The following is a 16,682-nucleotide window of genomic DNA, read 5'->3' as shown; positions in this document are numbered from 1 at the left end:
TAATGGACGTCAGAATCGGCATCAGAGACAACGCAAGAGACATCAGCTTCGAATCAGGCCTGAGCGCAAAAGATCTGATGGCTAAGGTAAAAAAGGCAATTGAAGCCTCGGAGCCCGTGCTTGAACTAAGCGACGAAAAAGGCAGCATCATCCTGATTCCGACCTCTTCAATCGCATACGTTGAAATAGGCGCAGAAGAAACAAGGCGCGTAGGATTCCTGGCCTAGTGGAAATCCTAATAATCATCGCCTACGCAGCAATTCTGGCAATGGTTGGGCCTTTCGTTCTTGCAAAATCCGACCACTACGGAAAGTTAGTGCCAGTGAGCATTGCATTGTCTGCTGGCAGTGCCCTGTGGCTGATTTTGACCTGGGCTGGGTTCAGCTATTCCAGCGCTTGGATATGGTTCATTGTCATGCTTACGATGCCGGCGGCCGGTTGGTTCGGTACGAATTTCCTAGTCGCAAAACGCGCATCAGAAGAATCTAGAGAGCTTGCGAGTATCCGACTACGCGGTAAGGCCCAGTAAGTCCATTCTGACGGTGTGCTTGGCTATCAACACCGAAGTGAATGGTTCCAGCGTCTTGAACTGCTCCCTGGCAAGAGCGACTACGTCGTCTGTCACGGGACTTGGTAAAACCTTCGACAGGTCAACAGAATCCCGAATTTCCAGCAGCGCATCAGCTACCACCATGCGTCCGAACATTGCCAATCTTGGACCCAGACTCGGTTCGGCAGCAATACCGGCGGCCAAATGGCGGTGGCAAAACTTTTCCAACTTCTTTGATTCTAGAAGTTGATCCACTTTCAACCTTTTTGCAGCTGGTAAGCCTTTGGAAACTTGCGAAGCACCGTCTTGAAGTATTCCAAAAACGACATAAATCCTCATCAGGTCTTCGAACCAGTCGGCACCTTCTGTTCTCATAACTAGCTGCTCAAGACGCTCACGAATGTCCGACTGCAATTCCATTTGACTTGCACCAAGTCGAATCAACAAACCGTCCAGCTGCTTCGAGCGGTCTCTGTATGCCGCAGCCAAAATACCCTGGGCCTCGCTTTGGCTCACATTAGGTGCCTTGAGGGAGTCCTGCTGCAGAAGGTCGGAGATCACAAGATTCAACTGAGATAAAGAAGACAGATAGATTTCCGACGAAGGGGTAAGCTTGGCAGGGTTGAGTTGGACTTGACTGCGACCAGCAGTTGCATCTCGCGAAGGAAGCGTGAGCTTCTGCGAAACCTTACGTATCTTGCGTAACCAATCCAACACCTTGCAAGCTTATAGCTCAGCTCGAGGAGTAGAAAACCGAGAGCCAAAAACATACGGAGAATTACTTGAGTTTCAAATCACTAGGCATAGATGCAGACATCTGCGAAGCCCTAGAGTCCAAAGGCATCACCAGTCCATTCCCAATTCAAGAACAAGCTATTCCAGTTGCTTTATCTGGCACCGATGTAATCGGCCAGGCCAAAACCGGAACAGGTAAAACTCTTGGGTTTGGCCTTCCGCTTATTCAGGCTCTGGGCGAAAACCCAGCCCCTGGAGTTCAGGCGCTGGTGGTCGTTCCAACTAGAGAATTGGCACTTCAGGTTTCTGAGGACCTAATGCTTGCAACAGCAAACCGCCCAACTACCGTTGTTGCCATCTACGGTGGCAAGGCCTACGAGGGCCAGGTTGCCGCCCTAGAAGGTGGCGCCCAGATTGTTGTCGGTACACCGGGACGCCTGCTTGATTTGGCTAAACAAAAACTTATGAACCTGTCCAACGTAACTTTTATGGTCTTGGATGAGGCCGACGAGATGCTGGACCTTGGCTTCTTGCCCGATGTTGAAAAACTGTTTTCTCTGACCCCTCCTCAGCGCCAGACCATGCTCTTTTCGGCAACTATGCCGGCGGCAATTTTGAGCCTGGCTCGTCGTTACCAAAACCGCCCGATCCACATCCGTGTCAGCGATCCAGATGAAGGTAAGACCAAGGCTGACATCAAGCAGTATGTCTATCGAGCACACGCCCTTGATAAAGACGAAGTAGTGGGCAGAATCTTGCAGGCCCAGGGCCGGGGCAAAACAATTATTTTCGTCCGAACCAAGAGGCAGTCTGCCAAATTGGCCGAAGAGTTAATCGATCGAGGCTTCAATGCTGCTCCGCTACACGGAGACATGTCTCAGGATGCAAGAGAGCGCTCCATGGCTTCCTTCAGAGAAGGCAAGAAAGAGATTCTCGTTGCCACCGAAGTCGCCGCCCGCGGAATTGACGTGGACGATGTGACGCATGTCATCAACTACTCCGTTCCCGAGGATGAAAAAGCCTACCTACACCGCACCGGGCGAACCGGAAGAGCCGGCAAGCTGGGAGTAGCTGTCACGTTCGTCGACTGGAACGATTTAGCTCGATGGGTTCACATTAATCGTGAGCTTGATCTTGGTGTTCCAGAGCCCACTGAAACCTACTCAAATTCACCACACCTGTTTGAGGAACTCGGTATCGAACCCGGCACGAAGGGTCGAATCGGAAGAGCTTCGTCTACTGTCAAAACGGCTCCTACCTCTAGCCAGCCTCCGAGGTCAAGTGCACCGAGCAAGTCTGCGCCTCAGCAAAATCGCAATCGGAGCCGAAACCGGAACTATAAAGGAACCTCAAAGCCAGAGGCTTGATCTAAAATTCGCTGAAGCATTGCAGGCTCAGTTCGGTTTTCACCGAGCCGGTTGTCTTTCCCGTCAATACCGTGATAGTCGCTGGAGCCAGTGGTTATCAAATTATGTTTCACCGCTAAATTCTTCAGCCATTGCTTTGCTTGCTTCGGAACGGAACGGTGCTCAATTTCGATGCCATTCAGGCCTGCACCTATTAGGATCTTGAAGAATTCCGCTGGTAAATCCGTCATTGACGCTCCGGCGGGAAAGTCGATCAACGGGTGAGCAATAACTGACACCCCTCCTGCACCACGAATCAAGGCTATGGCGTCAGTGGTGTCGACCGAGTAATCCGAAACGTAATAGCGCGAGTGAGAATGAAGAATTGACGTGAACGCATCCGAACGCGTGGGAACAACTCCCATTGATACCAGAGTGTCCGCCAAGGCTGGTCGTCCGACCGTGGAACCCTCTGGTATCTGCGCGAGGACCATTTCCCAAGTAATTGGATAGTCCTCAGCCAGAAGAGCAACCATTTTTTTTGCTCTCTCAATTCTCGAACGCCTGGTCTTGTCAAGCTCCTCAACCAGCGCTGAGTTTTTGGGGTCTGGAAGATACGCAAGTATGTGGACGCTAATCGAACGGTTCTCACCAATCAGCTGCCTGGTCGACACTTCGATTCCGGGAATTACGCGCACCTGGTTCTGACGACCGGCAATTATTGCCTCATCCCAGCCAAGAGTGGTGTCGTGATCTGTAATTGCGAGCGTCGTGACACCTGCAAGCGCGGCGTTCTGAACGAGTTCAGTTGGGCTGTCTAATCCGTCACTCATGTTTGAGTGTGCATGTAGGTCTATCACAGGAGCAGAATAGTGCCATGACGAAAAATTCTCAGCCAACTAACCGTTCTCGCGTTCCACAATCGGAACAATTTATGGATTTCATTTCCTCGAACTGGGCAGAAATTGACTCGCCGCCAATCACCCGCTGGGAAGTAGCCGACCACAGCCTGAGACGAAGAGAGGCCCTCTCGGCAAAGTTTGTGGGCAAAGTACTAATGGTTGCCGCCACTAATCCAAAAGTGAGAGCGAATGACACCGACTATCGGTATCGCCCAGACACAGCCTTTACACACCTCACAGGCTGGGGCTCGGCAACTGTTCCTGGATCGGTATTGCTTATCGATGGTAGGCAGGAAAATTGCGAATCGACTCTGTATCTAATGCCAACTGCAGGAAGGGATTCCGATGAGTTTTTCGCCAACCCTGCCATCGGAGAATTCTGGGTGGGCCCACGACCTACCTTGGCCCAAGTCTCATTACAGCTAGGCATCGAAACCAAAGACCTAAAGGAAATGGAGCACGACCTCAAATCGATTGGGGCAGTGCTGGAGATGGAGGATCCGGAACTTGCCGAAGCCGCCTCGTCGCTGAGGTTTGTAAAAGATGACTACGAGATTTCCCAAATGCGTGAAGCAGTCAGAATCACCGTTGCCGGTTTTAGAGAGGTTGCCAGATCTATCCCAAAGGCCACCAAGCAGGCCAGAGGCGAACGAGTTGTTGAGACCGCCTTTTACAGCGTGGCAAGGCAAAACGGTTTTGAGCTCGGCTACGAAACAATCGCCGCGAGCGGGCCAAACGCTTGCATCCTGCATTGGACAAAAAACGATGGCGAAGTCAAACCTGGCGACTTGATACTGATTGACGCCGGAGCTGAGCTTGACTCGTTGTACACAGCCGACGTAACAAGGACAATTCCAGTTAATGGCCAATTCTCAAAAGAGCAGCTTTGGGTCTACAACACGGTGCTAGAGGCCGCCGACGCGGCCTTTGCGGTTGTGAAACCGGGGATCAGATTCCGCGAAGTTCACAACGCAGCGATCGAGGTAATTGCGAGGCGAGTGGCCGAGCTTGGAATCATTCCAGTGACAGCCGAAGAGGCACTGGAAAAAGATAACCAGCATCATCGCAGATATATGGTCCACGGCACCAGCCACCACCTCGGGCTTGATGTCCACGACTGCGCTAAAGCTAGGCGCGAAATGTATCAAGACGGGATTCTAGAAAAAGGAATGATTTTTACGATAGAGCCCGGCCTCTACTTTCACCAAAATGACCTGAATCTGCCGGAAGAATACCGTGGGATAGGCGTGAGAATTGAGGATGACGTTTTGGTCACTGAGTCTGGTTATGAAAACCTAAGCGCCGCTTTGCCACGAACCGCAAGCGACGTTGAGAACTGGTTCGCCGACCAACTGTCCTGATTAGCTCAGGTCGCGCGCCATATTCACAATTTGCATGGCCTTTCCCGCATCTTCTTCGGGCACGATAACTTCGTATCTTGCGGCCACCGGCATCTGCGAGCTTAGAAAACCGCGCTTGTTCTTTGAGGCCAGGAATCGAAGGATGTTCACGAGCATGCCAACACCGGCTGCAATCACAATAACGGCCAGGAATTCTTGTGGGGCGTAGTTGATCTCCCCATCGGCACCGACATCAAAACCTGCTCCAATAAGAAGCGCAAAAATCAGGCCCAACCAAAAGCCGGTTAAGACTCCTGAAGCGGCTACGCGACCGTAACCGAGTCTTGATCTGACCTTCTCAACCATGACTAAGTCATGGCCGAGAATGGTGACTTTATTTGCCTTGAAATCTGCCGCGACCAGCCTGTTCACAAACTCGGTTGCCTCGGTGTGGGTTCGAAATTCGCCCAGGCTGTGTCCGCGAGGGATCGAGAGAACAGAGTTGTTCTTTTTGGAGCTTTTTCTGGCATCAGACATCCAAGAAGCCTTTCAGGATTAGGCATGTCCGCATAAGGTTATCTCTATGAGCGCAACCAGAGTCTTCGTAGCCAGATTGGTGGGCTGTGGTGTTTTTGACCCTCAGGGAGACCGAGTTGGCAAGGTAATCGACGTGCTGATGGCATACCGAACCACCCTTCCACCGCGAGCCACCGGCTTCATCATTGAAATCTCTGGCAGAAGAAGAGTTTTTCTGCCAATTGCACGAGTCACAGCAATCGCTCCAGGCCAGCTAATTACTAATGGTCTGATAGACCTTCGCCGTTTCACCATGCGCGGTCAAGAAGTTAGGGCAATTGCCCAGATGCTTGGCCGGAAAGTCACCTTGCTCGATGGGGCCGGTCTGGCAAGCATCGAAGACTTTGCAATTGAACAAGGTAAGCGCGGCGATTGGGTTTTGTCCGAATTGTTTGTGAGAAAGCAAAAAAAGAATTCGGCCATACCTTTTGCTAAGGGTCCCACCATGTTCGTTCAGTGGCAGGAAGTCGCTGAAAACCGAGAGAACCCAGCCGACCAAGATGCCCGGCAGCTGCTTTCGACGGTGGCCGACCTTCGCCCGGCTGACCTTGCCACCGCAGTGTTGGATCTACCTGAACACCGAATGCTAGCCCTTGCGGACGAGCTGGATGACGAACGCTTGGCTGATCTACTAGAAGAGCTTCCCGAAGAGGAGCAACTGGAGATCATTAACGATCTTGATGACGCGCGAGCCGCCGAAGTTCTTGATCTAATGGGACCGGATGATGCGGCCGACCTGATGGCAAATCTATCCCCGGAGCGCGCAGAAACACTCCTGGGTCTCATGGACGATGAAGAAGCGGATGACATAAGGCAGCTCTTGCAGTACGAGCCTTATACGGCCGGCGGAATGATGACTCCGGAGGCGATAATCTGCGCCGCCGACACCACAATTGCTCAGGCAATGGCCCTAGTTAGGCGAAAAGAAGTCGAGCCAGTCTTGGCAGCCCAAGTATTCGTAACTCTCCCACCTTACGAAGCCCCAACTGGACGCTATTTGGGCGTCGTGCATTTCCAAAAGCTCTTGCGATACCCGCCTCATGAGCGCCTTGGGTCGATCTTGGACACCGAGCAAGAACCAGTGGCACTGGACACTCCAATTGCTCAGATTCACCGATATCTCGCAAGTTACGATCTAGTAGCCTTGCCGGTCACCGACGATGAAAAGCGACTTGTCGGGGTTGTGACAGTAGACGATGTTTTAGACCACCTGCTTCCTGACGACTGGCGAAGTGAGGAAGAGCGCTGATGGCTAGAAACAGATCAGTGCTCGAGAAGCCGATGACTCGTCGGACCCGGTTCCGGATTCCGAACATCTCGCAAGAGACGGTTGGACGCGTTTCCGAAAGGTTCGCGCGCGCTATGGGTACAGGCGCGTTCCTGATTTTCATGACGGTCTTCGTGGCGCTCTGGCTGAGCTGGAACACTTTGGGACCCCAGGGGGCCCAGTTCGACCCGCGGGCACTGAACTTCACTCTCCTGACTTTGCTTTTATCGTTGCAGGCCTCTTACGCAGCACCGCTGATCCTGCTGGCCCAGAACCGACAGGATGACAGGGACCGCGTTAAGTTCGAGCAGGACCGACAGCGCGCCGAGCGGACCCTTGCCGACACCGAGTACTTGACCCGGGAGGTAGCAGCCCTAGCGCTAGCGGTTGATGAAGTGGCAACTAAAGACTTTGTTAGAGACGAGATCCGAGACGCAATGAAGGAGCTGCTCGAGCAATTGCGTGAAGACAAAAAACCTGGCAAGAAATCCAAATGAGCCAACGCGCTTTAGCGGCGCTAGCCGGAGTCATTGACCCTGAGCTTCGCCGGCCAATCACCGAACTTGATATGGTGGGTCCGATCCAAGAGACCGAGGATTCAGTTTCGGTTCAGATAAAGCTCACAATTGTTGGTTGTCCAGCAGCTCAATCCATCGAGCGCGACGTCAATGAGGCGCTCGCAGCGGTCTTCAAAAACGTCGAGGTCGAAATGAGCACGATGACCAACGACGAACGCAAGGCCCTGACTCTAAAGCTGCGCGGAGACAAGCCTCCAAAGTTCAATCCTTTCGCGGATAAAGATAATCTCACTCGCGTGATTTTCGTCTCGAGCGGCAAAGGCGGAGTCGGCAAATCAACTTTGACGGTGAACCTCGCGGTTGCCCTTGCCGGCCTTGGTCAAAAAGTGGGCCTCCTCGACGCGGATATTTTTGGCTATTCAGTTCCGCAGTTGATTGGTGTGAACCAAAGCCCAACCCAGGTCGAAAACCTCATGCTGCCTCCCATAGCGCACGACGTGAAGGTTATATCGATTGGCTTTTTCGTGAAGGACAACCAACCGGTGGCATGGCGCGGTCCCATGCTCCACAGAGCCGTGGAGCAATTCTTAACCGATGTGTTTTGGGGAGACCTTGATTTCTTGCTGGTTGACCTGCCGCCAGGTACCGGCGACGTTGCTATCAGCCTTGGACAATTGCTGTCCAAAGCTAAAACGCTTGTTGTTACAACACCTCAGCACACTGCGGCTATCGTCGCCGAAAGATCCGGTGCAATCGGCCTACAAACTGGTCAAGAGATTCTTGGTGTCATTGAGAATATGAGTTATCTGCCATCAGAGAACGGGCCGATTGAAATTTTCGGGTCTGGAGGTGGCGACGCCGTTGCCGCCAGGCTCACCGAAATAAGTGGAAAACAAGTGCAGCTGATGGGCAAAATTCCCATCAGTCAGGACCTCCGGATATCCGCCGATAACCAGCTGCCTATTGTGGTTTCTGACCCGGCCGATCCTGCAGCCGTAGAGATTACAAGAATTGCAAAACTACTAATGGATTCCCCACGCGGACTTGCTGGGAAATCTTTGAAGATAACCCCGAGTTAGGTGTTGGCATGAAAACCATTAGCGTTATCGACCCACTTACGGGAAATAAGCTCCACGAAATTGCCGCGCACTCAAAAACAGAAGTGGCCCTAAAGTTTCAAGCGGGCCGGGATGCTCAGGTTGAATGGGCCAATCGAAGTGCCAAAGAGCGTGCTGGGATCGCCAGCAAAATTGCTGGACTACTGGTGGAACGTGAAGAGCAAATTCTTGACCTACTTCAAAAAGAAACCGGTAAGTCCAAGGCTCATGCGTTCGAGGAGCTCACGGGTGCTCTTGGTGCCGTCGCTTACTACGCAAAGACTGTTTCGAATCTCATGCGTCGAAAGCGCGTTCGCGCCGGAGTGCCGTTCATGATTAGTGCTTTTGTAGAACCCTCTCCAGTGGGTGTGGTTGGAATCATTACCCCCTGGAACTACCCACTCGCGCTGACCATGATGGATGTTATCCCAGCGCTCATGGCTGGTAACGCAGTTGTTCAAAAAGCCGACAACCAGACCGCAAAAACAGTCCAGCTAGCAAGGGACTTGAGTGTTGAAGCGGGAATACCGGAGGACATCTGGCAAGTGGTCCACGGGGACGCGACCGAAGTGGGCAATGCAGTAACAGATCATGCCGACTTCGTAGCCTTCACCGGATCCACAGCGACCGGAAAATTAGTTGCAGCAAGAGCAGCTTCCAGACTTGTTGGCTATTCCCTAGAGCTCGGCGGTAAAAACCCCATGATTGTTCTGCCCGGTGCAGACTTGGAAAAAGCTGCGGAAATCGCAATTGGCGGAGCTTTTGGAAATAGCGGCCAACTCTGTGTGGCCATCGAACGGCTGTATGTTTCAAACCATGATCTTCAAAAGTTCGAGCTAGTCCTGAAGCGCAGGGTCGAGTCTTTGAAATTGGGTAGCTCAAATAAATTCGACTTCGACCTAGGCGCCCTTACATCCTCTGCTCAACTCGAGAGAGTTTCTGGCTTCGTGAATCGAGCCAAGCAAGAAGGGGCGATCGTACTTACAGGCGGACGTGCCCTGCTGGACCTCGGGCCGAATTTCTATGCGCCAACTGTCATCACCCAGATTCCACAAGGTGCTGAGATTCTCCACAAGGAAGTTTTTGGTCCGGTAATTGCGCTCGTGGGTTACGAAGGCCTGGATCAGGCAATTGAACTCTCGAATGCCAGTGAATATGGCCTGAACGCTTCGGTAGTCGGGAATCGCAAACAAGCACTTCAGGTCGCCTCTAAGCTCATGGCCGGGTCAGTGAACATAAACGAGGGCTATCGAGCCACGATGGCCTCCATGGCAGCACCAATGGGCGGTATGAAGCAGTCTGGGATGGGGCGACGTTCTGGACCCCAAGGACTTTTGAGATTCACCGAATCCCGAACAATTGGGGTCAGCAATAACTTTCCAATAAAACTGCCAACCAGAGCAAGGCAGTATCTGCGGCTAGCGCCAATCATGACCAAAATGGTCAGGTGGATTGGGAAGCTCTAGGTAGATTCCTGGTCGAACGGTGGAGACTCTCCAAATTCAAGTGGCTTTTGAGGTGGTTTGGCTCTATTCAGAGTTTCGGCCGCGTTAGCCGGTCTTTTCTTTTCTTCCATCAGTGCTTCTCGGACAATTCGCCTTGGGTCATACTGCCGCGGGTCTAGCTTCTTCCAGTCCATGTCTTCGAAACCTTCGCCCAGCTCAGATTTCATTTGGACTTGGGCATTGTCGACCATTCGCTTACCTTTACGAGCCCACTCACCCAACTGCTTGGCATAGTAGGGCAGGCGCTCAGGTCCCAAGATTAGGACCGCAAGGAGAGCTAGCAGCAGCAGCTTCTCAGCACTAAGACCAAACATGAAAATGAGTTTACAACTAACCAATCCATCCTTTTTACACATGGCAACCTATGCTTGGGACCAAGATGATAGACAAGATTTCAAGCTGGAAATACGCGGAGAATTTCAACCGCGAACCCGATCACATTTCTGTTGCCCGAAACAGCGCTGAGCAGCTCGGCGTTGAGTCGGTGACGCCTGCAACCGGTGCGGGGCTCGCATCCATTGCAGCGATGCTCTCCGCGAAAAACATAGTGGAGGCCGGAACCGGTGCTGGAGTATCCGGCCTGTGGTTATTGAGTGCATCAGAAACCAGCACTCTAACCACTATCGATGATGAGCCCGAGTATCAAAATCAGGCTCGAACCAACTTTCAATTAGCCAATGTCCCGGCAAGTAGAGCAAGGGTTATCACGGGGAGGGCCGCGGCCGTCATGGCAAACATGACAGAGGCCGCGTACGACCTAGTGTTTTTGGACATTGAGCCTTTTGATCTAGAACAGCTTTTGCCTCACGCCATTGGACTGGTAAGACCTTCGGGTGCAATTGTCATCTCTCACGCTCTATGGCGTGACAGGGTTCCGAACCCTGCGCTTCGAGACGATGAGACATCGGCTATGCGCGCGGTAGTCAGGGTGTTTGAAGAATCCGAAGAATTTATCTCAAGCATCTCGATGCTTGGGGATGGCTTACTGGTTGCCGTTAGAAGACCAGGGGCTATTTCTTAACTACGGACTCTAGGACTTTAAAAAGTTCTTTCGCCTCGGTGTCATTTACTGAGACAACGAGCCGGCCGCCGCCTTCAAGCGGAACCCTTAGGACGATTAGTCCCCTTGTCTCGCGTTCTGCTTCCATAGGTCCATCACCGGTGCGAGGCTTCATTGCTGCCATGAGGTTGGACTCCTTGGATTCGTCTTAGAAGTCTTAATTATCCCAGACTTCTCACCGAAGCGCCAATTTATCTAATGGCTGAGCCAGGCCCTAAGTCCGGCCTCTGTATCAACAAGGTGACCAACCGGCACATTTTCATTGTCCGCATGAGCCAATGAAGGATCTCCCGGGCCGTAGTTCACCGCGGGAATTCCCATGGCCGAAAACCTTGCAACATCGGTCCAGCCATACTTCGGCCTAACCTCTGCGCCGATGGCAGCAATGAAATCAAGAGCTACTGGCAGGTTCAAGCCGGGCTTGGCACCTTCTGCCTGATCTGTGACAACAACCTCAAAGCCCTTAAACAGGATTTCAAGGTGCGCAATTGCTTCGGCGGCAGACTTATCCGGTGCGAAGCGATAGTTCACGGTCAGCACAGCGGCATCGGGAATCACGTTGGTCGCAATGCCACCGCTGACTAACACCGCACTCAAGCTTTCTTTGTAAGCAAGCCCATCGACGGTGATCGTTGCTGGTTGGTAGTCGTTCAAGATTTTTAGCGAGTGCGCGAGTGCATGAATTGCGTTTTTACCCATCCAAGGTCTTGCGGAGTGAGCCTTGACGCCAACGGTTCTAACTTCAACTCGAACCGTGCCGTTACACCCTCCCTCGACCATTGCGCTGGTGGGTTCACACAACACCGCGAACTCTCCGGTCAGTAGTTCCGGATGATTCCTAGAAAGTCGTCCAAGCCCATTAAGGTCAGCAGCCACTTCTTCGTTGTCATAAAAAACCCAAGTGACATCGAATTTGGGCTGCTGGAGTTCGACCGCAAGCTTCAACATAACTGCAATGCCGCCCTTCATGTCTACTGATCCACGGCCAAAAATCACTTGCTCCCGCTCAAAATGATGAAGCTTTGAGGGCAGGTTATCTGCCACGGGCACGGTGTCGATGTGGCCGGCGATGATAACTCGAGTGTCTCGGTTTAGATTGGTCCTTGCCACCACCGCGTTGCCATCGCGTGTAATCGATAAATGCGAGGCCGTGGTCAAAACTTGCTCGATCTCATCGGCAAGCTTTGCTTCATTGGACGAGACTGACTCGATATCGCAAATTGCCATGGTGAGCTCGACAAGCGTCTGAGTAGGGTCTAAGGCTGACATGTGATTAAGGCTACCTGTATTCTGGTTGCAATGAGTGATGTGCAAATTAACCAAAAGGCCTGGGGACACGGTCTGGCCTCTAAGTCCCCGAGCGGGGCAGTGCTTGACGTCTGGTTTCCGGAACCTTGCCTCGGTGAGGCACCGATGTCGGACCAGCAGTGGTTTCCGCCGAAGGAATTGGACCAGAAAGCCGGTCCAGATGAGCTTCGTAATCTAACCCTTGAGGTTATTCGAGTTGAAGTAGATCTAACCAACCCCGTTGAGTCAACTGCCGATGCTTACCTTCGTTTGCACCTATTGTCCAAGCTCCTTGTTAGGCCCAACTCGATCAACCTGGAAGGGCTTATACCGAACTTGCCGATCGTCGCCTTTACAAATTTCGGTGTCATGGACCTAGCCGACTTTGAGGCAAGGACGCTCGAGTTACGGCGCCACGGAGTGATTGCTCACTCCATCGATAAGTTCCCGCGACTGGTGGACTACGTGGTCCCAAAAAAGGTCCGAATAGCAGATGCCAACCGCGTTAGGCTAGGCGCTCATTTAGCTCCGGGCACCACAGTGATGCACGAAGGCTTCGTGAACTTCAACGCTGGAACCCTCGGCGCTTCTATGGTGGAGGGTCGAATTTCGCAGGGGGTTATTGTTGGCGATGGCTCCGATGTTGGCGGTGGAGCATCGATTATGGGAACTCTGTCTGGTGGAGGTAGCCACCGAATTTCCATTGGCGAACGAGCACTACTTGGAGCAAATTCTGGAATCGGAATCTCCATTGGAGACGACTCGATCGTGGAGGCCGGCCTTTATGTGACGGCGGGCACCAAAGTGATTTTGATAGTTGAGGGTAAAACCGAAACCGTGAAGGCCGCTGAGCTAAGCGGCCTACCTGGCCTGCTGTTTAGAAGAAACTCTCTAAATGGCGCGGTGGAGGCAATTGCCCGTCAAGGCGTTGGGGTTTCTCTCAATTCAGAGCTTCACGCCTAGACGCTATCCAGTAACGGAATCCCAGCCCTTTGGGCTCAACGGTTGACCACTTAGATAAACGTCGCTATCGCCCTTGGCTATCACCTCGCCAATGACCTTTGTGCCGCGAGGTAACGCGGCCGTCGGTGAGACGGTAGCCAGGAAGCAATGGTCTTCACCCCCGTGCAGAATCCAGTCCCACTCAGAAACCGGTGGAGCTTCAGAATCTCGAGAGTTGATAGATTGTGCCGCTTGCTCGAGAATTGCCGCGTAGCCCTCAAGTAGCTCTTTTTTTATGTTCATGCTGACATTTGAACTAGACGCGAGTCTCCCGGCGTCTAGAGATAATCCGTCTGACACGTCGAGCATCGATGATGCCACAGCTGCCAACTCCAGGCCCAGCGCGAAATCTGGCACTGGTCGAAGCTGAATACTCACAAGTTCCGGATAGCTGGCCGACAAGGTTTCATCATTGGAGCTAAGTAATGCAAGTCCGCATGCGGCCTTCCCTAGCGTTCCAGCAATAACGATTAGGTCGCCCACTTCGGCCGTTGAGCGCAGTATCGGCTGTCTGGACTCGAGGTCTCCGTGGGCGGCGATCGCAATTACTATTTGCTCGCCGGATGCAAGGTCTCCCCCGACAATCTGACATTCCGGAGCATGCCGGTCACATGCTGACTGCAGTCCGGAGGCAAAATCCTCGAGCCAGGCCTGAGGGGTTTCTTTGGTGACTACCAGTGCGACAGTTAGCGCCCTTGGTGCAGCTCCCATCGCAACTAAGTCCGCAACATTGCTGGTGACCGCCTTGTAGCCAATGTCAAAGCCAGAAGACCACTCAAGCCTAAAATCATGATCCTGAACCATGGTGTCGGTTGTAATAACCACCCGGGAATCACTAACGCTGATAACCGCAGCATCATCGCCCGGGCCAATAAGTGTTGTGGCAACCGGCTTGAAAACGCTCAGTGCTCGTCTAAGAGCTTCGGTCTCGCCGATCTCAATAATCTTTTGGCCGTCATTATTCACAGAGCAACGCTAGCCTTATTTCAATGCGCACATTTACTATCTCGATGTTTTTGTTGGTTTTACTTTCCGGTTGCACACAAGCGGTCAATCTTGAGGCCGCGGAAGACTCAAATAATCCAAATTGTGCAGATGTAAGCGTGCGACTGCCGGACATGCTCGGAGAAAATCAACTCCGCTACACCAATGCTCAAGCCACGGCCGCCTGGGGAAATCCCGCAGCTGTTCTGCTTCGTTGCGGGCTGGAGACAGTCGAAGTCTCGACGCTACCTTGCGTAACCGCGGGTACAACGGACTGGTTGGTGGATGAAAGTGACGCACCCAAATATAGATTTATTTCCTACGCCACTTTCCCGGCAGTAGAAGTCATAGTTGATTCTGAGGTTGCCAGCGGAATAAGCACACTCGAGGGCCTATCTCAAGCAATGAGCGTCTTGCCAAGAACAAAGGTCTGCACCACGCTGATCGACTAATCAGCCGACTCTTCAGTTAGCTCTTGTTCACCGAAACCATTTTGAATCAGAATCTCAACCAGTTCCTGATAATTGATTCCACTGGCCTCAAACAACAACGGATACATGGAAATTGGAGTGAACCCCGGCATGGTGTTCACCTCGGTAATAACCCAACCTTTTTTGGTTAGAAAGAAATCGGTTCTCGCAAGCCCCTTGCAGCCAAGAGCTCGAAAAGCGGCCATCGCAGCCTTCGCAAGTGCTGATGAGTCTTTGGCGGATAGTTTCGCGGGGATTACGAGCTCCGCTCCAGCTCCCAGGTATTTCGCTTCGTAATCATAAAAAGGCCTACCGGTTACAAGAATCTCGCCAGCCTTCGATACTTGCAGGTCGCCGTTTGGCATTTCTAGAACCGAACACTCGATCTCTCGACCCAAAACTCGTCTCTCCACCATTGCGGTTTGATCGTGGCTCAAAGCCAACTCAATAGCCGCCTCAAGGTCTTTTTCCTTCAAGACAAGGCTCACGCCCACCGAAGAACCGGACCTGGAAGGCTTAACAAAGGCGTCCGGCTTCAGAATCTTTTTGGCGCGGGCCAAACAGGTGCTTTTTGACTCTTCCCACTGATCGCGAGTGATTACCTGCTCCGAGGCAACCTCTAATCCGACATCGCGGAAAAGAGCCTTGGCCTGAACTTTATCCATTGCCAATGCTGAAGCCATCACGCCATTGCCCACGTATGGAATCTTGCAAAGCTGGAGCAGGCCCTGAATCGAGCCATCCTCTCCATTTGGACCATGAAGAACTGGAAATGCCAAGTGAATTTTGCCAAGAGAAATACCTGAGGTCATTCGAAGTTCGCCGCCGCCAAGTGGCAGCAATAATTCCGGTGAGTCCTCGCTTACTTCGGGAAAGTCCTCGAGTCGCCATTCTTGGTTCACCGGCTCCAGAACGAAGCGCCCAGTTTTGGTAATTCCAATCGGGATAATCTCATACTTTGTCGAATCGATGGCTGTAAATACACCCAGTGCTGTCACGCAGGAGACTGAATGCTCGCTTGATTCTCCTCCATAAATTAGGGCTATGCGTTGCATTAGAACTCCATTTCAATTTCGTCGGCAAGGTTTAGGTGCCGACCAAAATCAGTCGGCTTCATGACCCCGTTTAGTACGTCGCTGACCTGCTGCACTATTGGCATGTCTATACCCAACCTCTGTGCAATCTCTAAAACTGGCTCCACCGAACTTAGGCCTTCAGCGGTTTGCTCCATGCGACGCAGCACCTCGGGCTTGCTGTAGCCCTTACCTAGCATCTCCCCCGCTCTAAAGTTACGTGAAAGATTCGACTCACTCGTTGCAATAAGGTCACCCAGACCGGCAAGGCCGAACATGGTTCTCCTCCTTGCGCCGTGCTCAATCGCAAAGTTTGTTATTTCGCTTAGACCCCTGGTCATAATTGACGCCTTTGTGTTTTGGCCATAACCCAAGCCGCTCACAATTCCGATAGCTACTGCAATTAGGTTCTTCAGAACACCGCCGAGTTCGGTACCAACCAGGTCCTGATTGGTAAACACTGTGAAGTACTGGTTTGAGCAAACCTGTGCAACTTCAATCGCGCGATCTTGGTCCTCGCAGGCGCAAACAGCAGCCGCAGGATCTCTACGCGCGATTTCGAGAGCCAAGTTCGGACCCGAAAGCACCGCTATTTGCGATGCGGGCACATTTGTAGCCTGATGAATAACTTCACTCATGCGTGCACCCGTGGACTGCTCTAGCCCCTTCATAAGGCTAATTACGGTTGCACTCTTAGGAATCAGCTCTTTCCACTGACCCAAGGTCTCACGGAGCGACTGAGATGGAATAGCTATGTAAACCTGAGTGGCATTCGCCAGAGCGGCTTGCAGGTCCGAGGTGGCAGTCAGCGTCTTGGGTAAATCAACGCCCGGAAGGTAGTCACCGTTTCTAGAAGTTTTATTTATCTCATCGGCGAGATCCTGGCGTCTCGACCAAAGCACCACATCGTTGCCACCATCGGCAATGACCTTGGCCACAGTCGTGCCCCAACTACCTGCACCCATAACTG

General features: G+C 52.4%; 20 protein-coding genes. 11 read left to right on the top strand and 9 right to left on the bottom strand.

What is annotated here, in order from left to right; genetic code table 11:
* Positions 1-2: 2 nt before the first annotated feature.
* Entirely contained in the window at positions 3-227 is a 225-nt protein-coding gene (locus tag ABXT50_RS01800; protein ID WP_415274473.1) for a DUF3107 domain-containing protein, read from the top strand.
* Positions 227-529: a hypothetical protein gene (locus tag ABXT50_RS01795; RefSeq protein ID WP_415274472.1), complete on the top strand. Its 303-nt coding sequence runs from the start codon at positions 227-229 to the stop codon at positions 527-529. The genes ABXT50_RS01800 and ABXT50_RS01795 overlap by 1 nt, the downstream gene beginning before the upstream one ends.
* On the opposite strand, the gene ABXT50_RS01790 is transcribed toward ABXT50_RS01795, so the two are convergent.
* The gene (locus ABXT50_RS01790; protein ID WP_415274471.1) at positions 509-1,267 is read right to left on the bottom strand and encodes a ferritin-like fold-containing protein; all 759 of its coding nucleotides are present in this window, start codon (positions 1,265-1,267) and stop codon (positions 509-511) included. The two genes, ABXT50_RS01795 and ABXT50_RS01790, sit on opposite strands and share 21 nt — an antisense overlap.
* Positions 1,268-1,332: 65 nt before the next feature.
* Between ABXT50_RS01790 and ABXT50_RS01785 the strand changes: the two genes are divergently transcribed.
* The gene (locus ABXT50_RS01785) at positions 1,333-2,652 is read left to right on the top strand and encodes a DEAD/DEAH box helicase (protein WP_415274470.1); all 1,320 of its coding nucleotides are present in this window, start codon (positions 1,333-1,335) and stop codon (positions 2,650-2,652) included.
* Here the strand turns inward: ABXT50_RS01785 and ABXT50_RS01780 are convergent.
* A complete protein-coding gene (locus ABXT50_RS01780; protein WP_415274469.1) occupies positions 2,622-3,464 on the bottom strand; it encodes a PHP domain-containing protein in 843 nt (280 codons plus the stop codon). The genes ABXT50_RS01785 and ABXT50_RS01780 overlap by 31 nt on opposite strands.
* Positions 3,465-3,508: 44 nt before the next feature.
* On the opposite strand from ABXT50_RS01780, the gene ABXT50_RS01775 reads away from it, so the two are divergent.
* Positions 3,509-4,894, top strand: coding sequence for an aminopeptidase P family protein (locus ABXT50_RS01775; protein ID WP_415274468.1), 1,386 nt, complete (start codon positions 3,509-3,511; stop codon positions 4,892-4,894).
* Here the strand turns inward: ABXT50_RS01775 and ABXT50_RS01770 are convergent, their stop codons facing one another.
* Positions 4,895-5,410 carry a general stress protein gene (locus ABXT50_RS01770; protein ID WP_415274467.1) on the bottom strand — a complete coding sequence of 172 codons (516 nt, stop codon included), beginning with the start codon at positions 5,408-5,410 and terminating at the stop codon, positions 4,895-4,897. It lies immediately after the preceding gene.
* Between the two features lie 46 nt (positions 5,411-5,456).
* On the opposite strand from ABXT50_RS01770, the gene ABXT50_RS01765 reads away from it, so the two are divergent.
* Genes ABXT50_RS01765 through ABXT50_RS01750 form a run of 4 tightly spaced genes read left to right on the top strand, consistent with a single transcriptional unit; the run spans position 5,457 to position 9,797 of the window.
* Positions 5,457-6,698, top strand: a complete 1,242-nt coding sequence (locus ABXT50_RS01765; protein WP_415274466.1) for a magnesium transporter MgtE N-terminal domain-containing protein — start codon at positions 5,457-5,459, stop codon at positions 6,696-6,698.
* The gene (locus ABXT50_RS01760) at positions 6,698-7,213 is read left to right on the top strand and encodes a DUF1003 domain-containing protein (RefSeq protein WP_415274465.1); all 516 of its coding nucleotides are present in this window, start codon (positions 6,698-6,700) and stop codon (positions 7,211-7,213) included. Before ABXT50_RS01765 ends, ABXT50_RS01760 begins: the two co-directional genes overlap by 1 nt.
* Positions 7,210-8,313, top strand: coding sequence for a P-loop NTPase (locus ABXT50_RS01755; RefSeq protein WP_415274464.1), 1,104 nt, complete (start codon positions 7,210-7,212; stop codon positions 8,311-8,313). The genes ABXT50_RS01760 and ABXT50_RS01755 overlap by 4 nt, the downstream gene beginning before the upstream one ends.
* A gap of 8 nt (positions 8,314-8,321) precedes the next feature.
* Positions 8,322-9,797, top strand: coding sequence for a succinic semialdehyde dehydrogenase (locus ABXT50_RS01750; protein WP_415274463.1), 1,476 nt, complete (start codon positions 8,322-8,324; stop codon positions 9,795-9,797).
* Here the strand turns inward: ABXT50_RS01750 and ABXT50_RS01745 are convergent.
* The gene (locus ABXT50_RS01745; RefSeq protein ID WP_415274462.1) at positions 9,794-10,150 is read right to left on the bottom strand and encodes a sec-independent translocase; all 357 of its coding nucleotides are present in this window, start codon (positions 10,148-10,150) and stop codon (positions 9,794-9,796) included. The two genes, ABXT50_RS01750 and ABXT50_RS01745, sit on opposite strands and share 4 nt — an antisense overlap.
* A gap of 65 nt (positions 10,151-10,215) precedes the next feature.
* Here ABXT50_RS01745 and ABXT50_RS01740 point away from each other — a divergent pair, with 65 nt between their 5' ends.
* Positions 10,216-10,857 carry an O-methyltransferase gene (locus ABXT50_RS01740; RefSeq protein ID WP_415274461.1) on the top strand — a complete coding sequence of 214 codons (642 nt, stop codon included), beginning with the start codon at positions 10,216-10,218 and terminating at the stop codon, positions 10,855-10,857.
* Here ABXT50_RS01740 and ABXT50_RS01735 read toward each other — a convergent pair.
* A complete protein-coding gene (locus ABXT50_RS01735; RefSeq protein WP_415274460.1) occupies positions 10,847-11,020 on the bottom strand; it encodes a DUF3117 domain-containing protein in 174 nt (57 codons plus the stop codon). The genes ABXT50_RS01740 and ABXT50_RS01735 overlap by 11 nt on opposite strands.
* 71 nt (positions 11,021-11,091) lie before the next feature.
* Positions 11,092-12,165, bottom strand: a complete 1,074-nt coding sequence (gene dapE / locus ABXT50_RS01730; RefSeq protein ID WP_415274459.1) for a succinyl-diaminopimelate desuccinylase — start codon at positions 12,163-12,165, stop codon at positions 11,092-11,094.
* Positions 12,166-12,195: 30 nt separating this feature from the next.
* Here dapE and dapD point away from each other — a divergent pair, with 30 nt between their 5' ends.
* Entirely contained in the window at positions 12,196-13,146 is a 951-nt protein-coding gene (dapD, locus tag ABXT50_RS01725; RefSeq protein ID WP_415274458.1) for a 2,3,4,5-tetrahydropyridine-2,6-dicarboxylate N-succinyltransferase, read from the top strand.
* Between the two features lie 3 nt (positions 13,147-13,149).
* Here dapD and thiL read toward each other — a convergent pair whose 3' ends face one another.
* Positions 13,150-14,151: a thiamine-phosphate kinase gene (gene thiL / locus ABXT50_RS01720; protein ID WP_415274457.1), complete on the bottom strand. Its 1,002-nt coding sequence runs from the start codon at positions 14,149-14,151 to the stop codon at positions 13,150-13,152.
* A gap of 23 nt (positions 14,152-14,174) precedes the next feature.
* Here thiL and ABXT50_RS01715 point away from each other — a divergent pair, with 23 nt between their 5' ends.
* On the top strand, positions 14,175-14,621 hold the full coding sequence (locus ABXT50_RS01715) for a DUF3515 family protein (RefSeq protein ID WP_415274456.1): 447 nt from the start codon (positions 14,175-14,177) through the stop codon (positions 14,619-14,621).
* Here the strand turns inward: ABXT50_RS01715 and ABXT50_RS01710 are convergent.
* Both ABXT50_RS01710 and ABXT50_RS01705 read right to left on the bottom strand, forming a co-directional pair.
* On the bottom strand, positions 14,618-15,694 hold the full coding sequence (locus tag ABXT50_RS01710) for a D-alanine--D-alanine ligase family protein (RefSeq protein WP_415274455.1): 1,077 nt from the start codon (positions 15,692-15,694) through the stop codon (positions 14,618-14,620). The two genes, ABXT50_RS01715 and ABXT50_RS01710, sit on opposite strands and share 4 nt — an antisense overlap.
* Positions 15,694-16,677, bottom strand: coding sequence for an NAD(P)H-dependent glycerol-3-phosphate dehydrogenase (locus ABXT50_RS01705; RefSeq protein WP_415274454.1), 984 nt, complete (start codon positions 16,675-16,677; stop codon positions 15,694-15,696). Before ABXT50_RS01705 ends, ABXT50_RS01710 begins: the two co-directional genes overlap by 1 nt.
* Positions 16,678-16,682 lie beyond the last annotated feature (5 nt).

The sequence above is a fragment of the Aquiluna sp. Uisw_065 genome, from assembly GCF_047731275.1.
Lineage (GTDB): Bacteria > Actinomycetota > Actinomycetes > Actinomycetales > Microbacteriaceae > Aquiluna.
Note: the sequence above shows the minus strand (reverse complement) of the source record. Positions and strands in the feature narration are given on the sequence as shown.

What these genes read in the sequence shown, in the direction of transcription:
- ABXT50_RS01800 (WP_415274473.1), top strand. Translation starts at nt 3, where the DNA reads ATGGACGTCAGAATCGGCATCAGAGACAACGCAAGAGACATCAGCTTC.
- ABXT50_RS01780 (WP_415274469.1), bottom strand. Translation starts at nt 3,464, where the DNA reads ATGAGTGACGGATTAGACAGCCCAACTGAACTCGTTCAGAACGCCGCG.
- ABXT50_RS01775 (WP_415274468.1), top strand. Translation starts at nt 3,509, where the DNA reads ATGACGAAAAATTCTCAGCCAACTAACCGTTCTCGCGTTCCACAATCG.
- ABXT50_RS01770 (WP_415274467.1), bottom strand. Translation starts at nt 5,410, where the DNA reads ATGTCTGATGCCAGAAAAAGCTCCAAAAAGAACAACTCTGTTCTCTCG.
- ABXT50_RS01765 (WP_415274466.1), top strand. Translation starts at nt 5,457, where the DNA reads ATGAGCGCAACCAGAGTCTTCGTAGCCAGATTGGTGGGCTGTGGTGTT.
- ABXT50_RS01760 (WP_415274465.1), top strand. Translation starts at nt 6,698, where the DNA reads ATGGCTAGAAACAGATCAGTGCTCGAGAAGCCGATGACTCGTCGGACC.
- ABXT50_RS01755 (WP_415274464.1), top strand. Translation starts at nt 7,210, where the DNA reads ATGAGCCAACGCGCTTTAGCGGCGCTAGCCGGAGTCATTGACCCTGAG.
- ABXT50_RS01750 (WP_415274463.1), top strand. Translation starts at nt 8,322, where the DNA reads ATGAAAACCATTAGCGTTATCGACCCACTTACGGGAAATAAGCTCCAC.
- ABXT50_RS01745 (WP_415274462.1), bottom strand. Translation starts at nt 10,150, where the DNA reads ATGTTTGGTCTTAGTGCTGAGAAGCTGCTGCTGCTAGCTCTCCTTGCG.
- ABXT50_RS01740 (WP_415274461.1), top strand. Translation starts at nt 10,216, where the DNA reads ATGATAGACAAGATTTCAAGCTGGAAATACGCGGAGAATTTCAACCGC.
- ABXT50_RS01735 (WP_415274460.1), bottom strand. Translation starts at nt 11,020, where the DNA reads ATGGCAGCAATGAAGCCTCGCACCGGTGATGGACCTATGGAAGCAGAA.
- dapE (WP_415274459.1), bottom strand. Translation starts at nt 12,165, where the DNA reads ATGTCAGCCTTAGACCCTACTCAGACGCTTGTCGAGCTCACCATGGCA.
- dapD (WP_415274458.1), top strand. Translation starts at nt 12,196, where the DNA reads ATGAGTGATGTGCAAATTAACCAAAAGGCCTGGGGACACGGTCTGGCC.
- ABXT50_RS01715 (WP_415274456.1), top strand. Translation starts at nt 14,175, where the DNA reads ATGCGCACATTTACTATCTCGATGTTTTTGTTGGTTTTACTTTCCGGT.
- ABXT50_RS01710 (WP_415274455.1), bottom strand. Translation starts at nt 15,694, where the DNA reads ATGCAACGCATAGCCCTAATTTATGGAGGAGAATCAAGCGAGCATTCA.
- ABXT50_RS01705 (WP_415274454.1), bottom strand. Translation starts at nt 16,677, where the DNA reads ATGGGTGCAGGTAGTTGGGGCACGACTGTGGCCAAGGTCATTGCCGAT.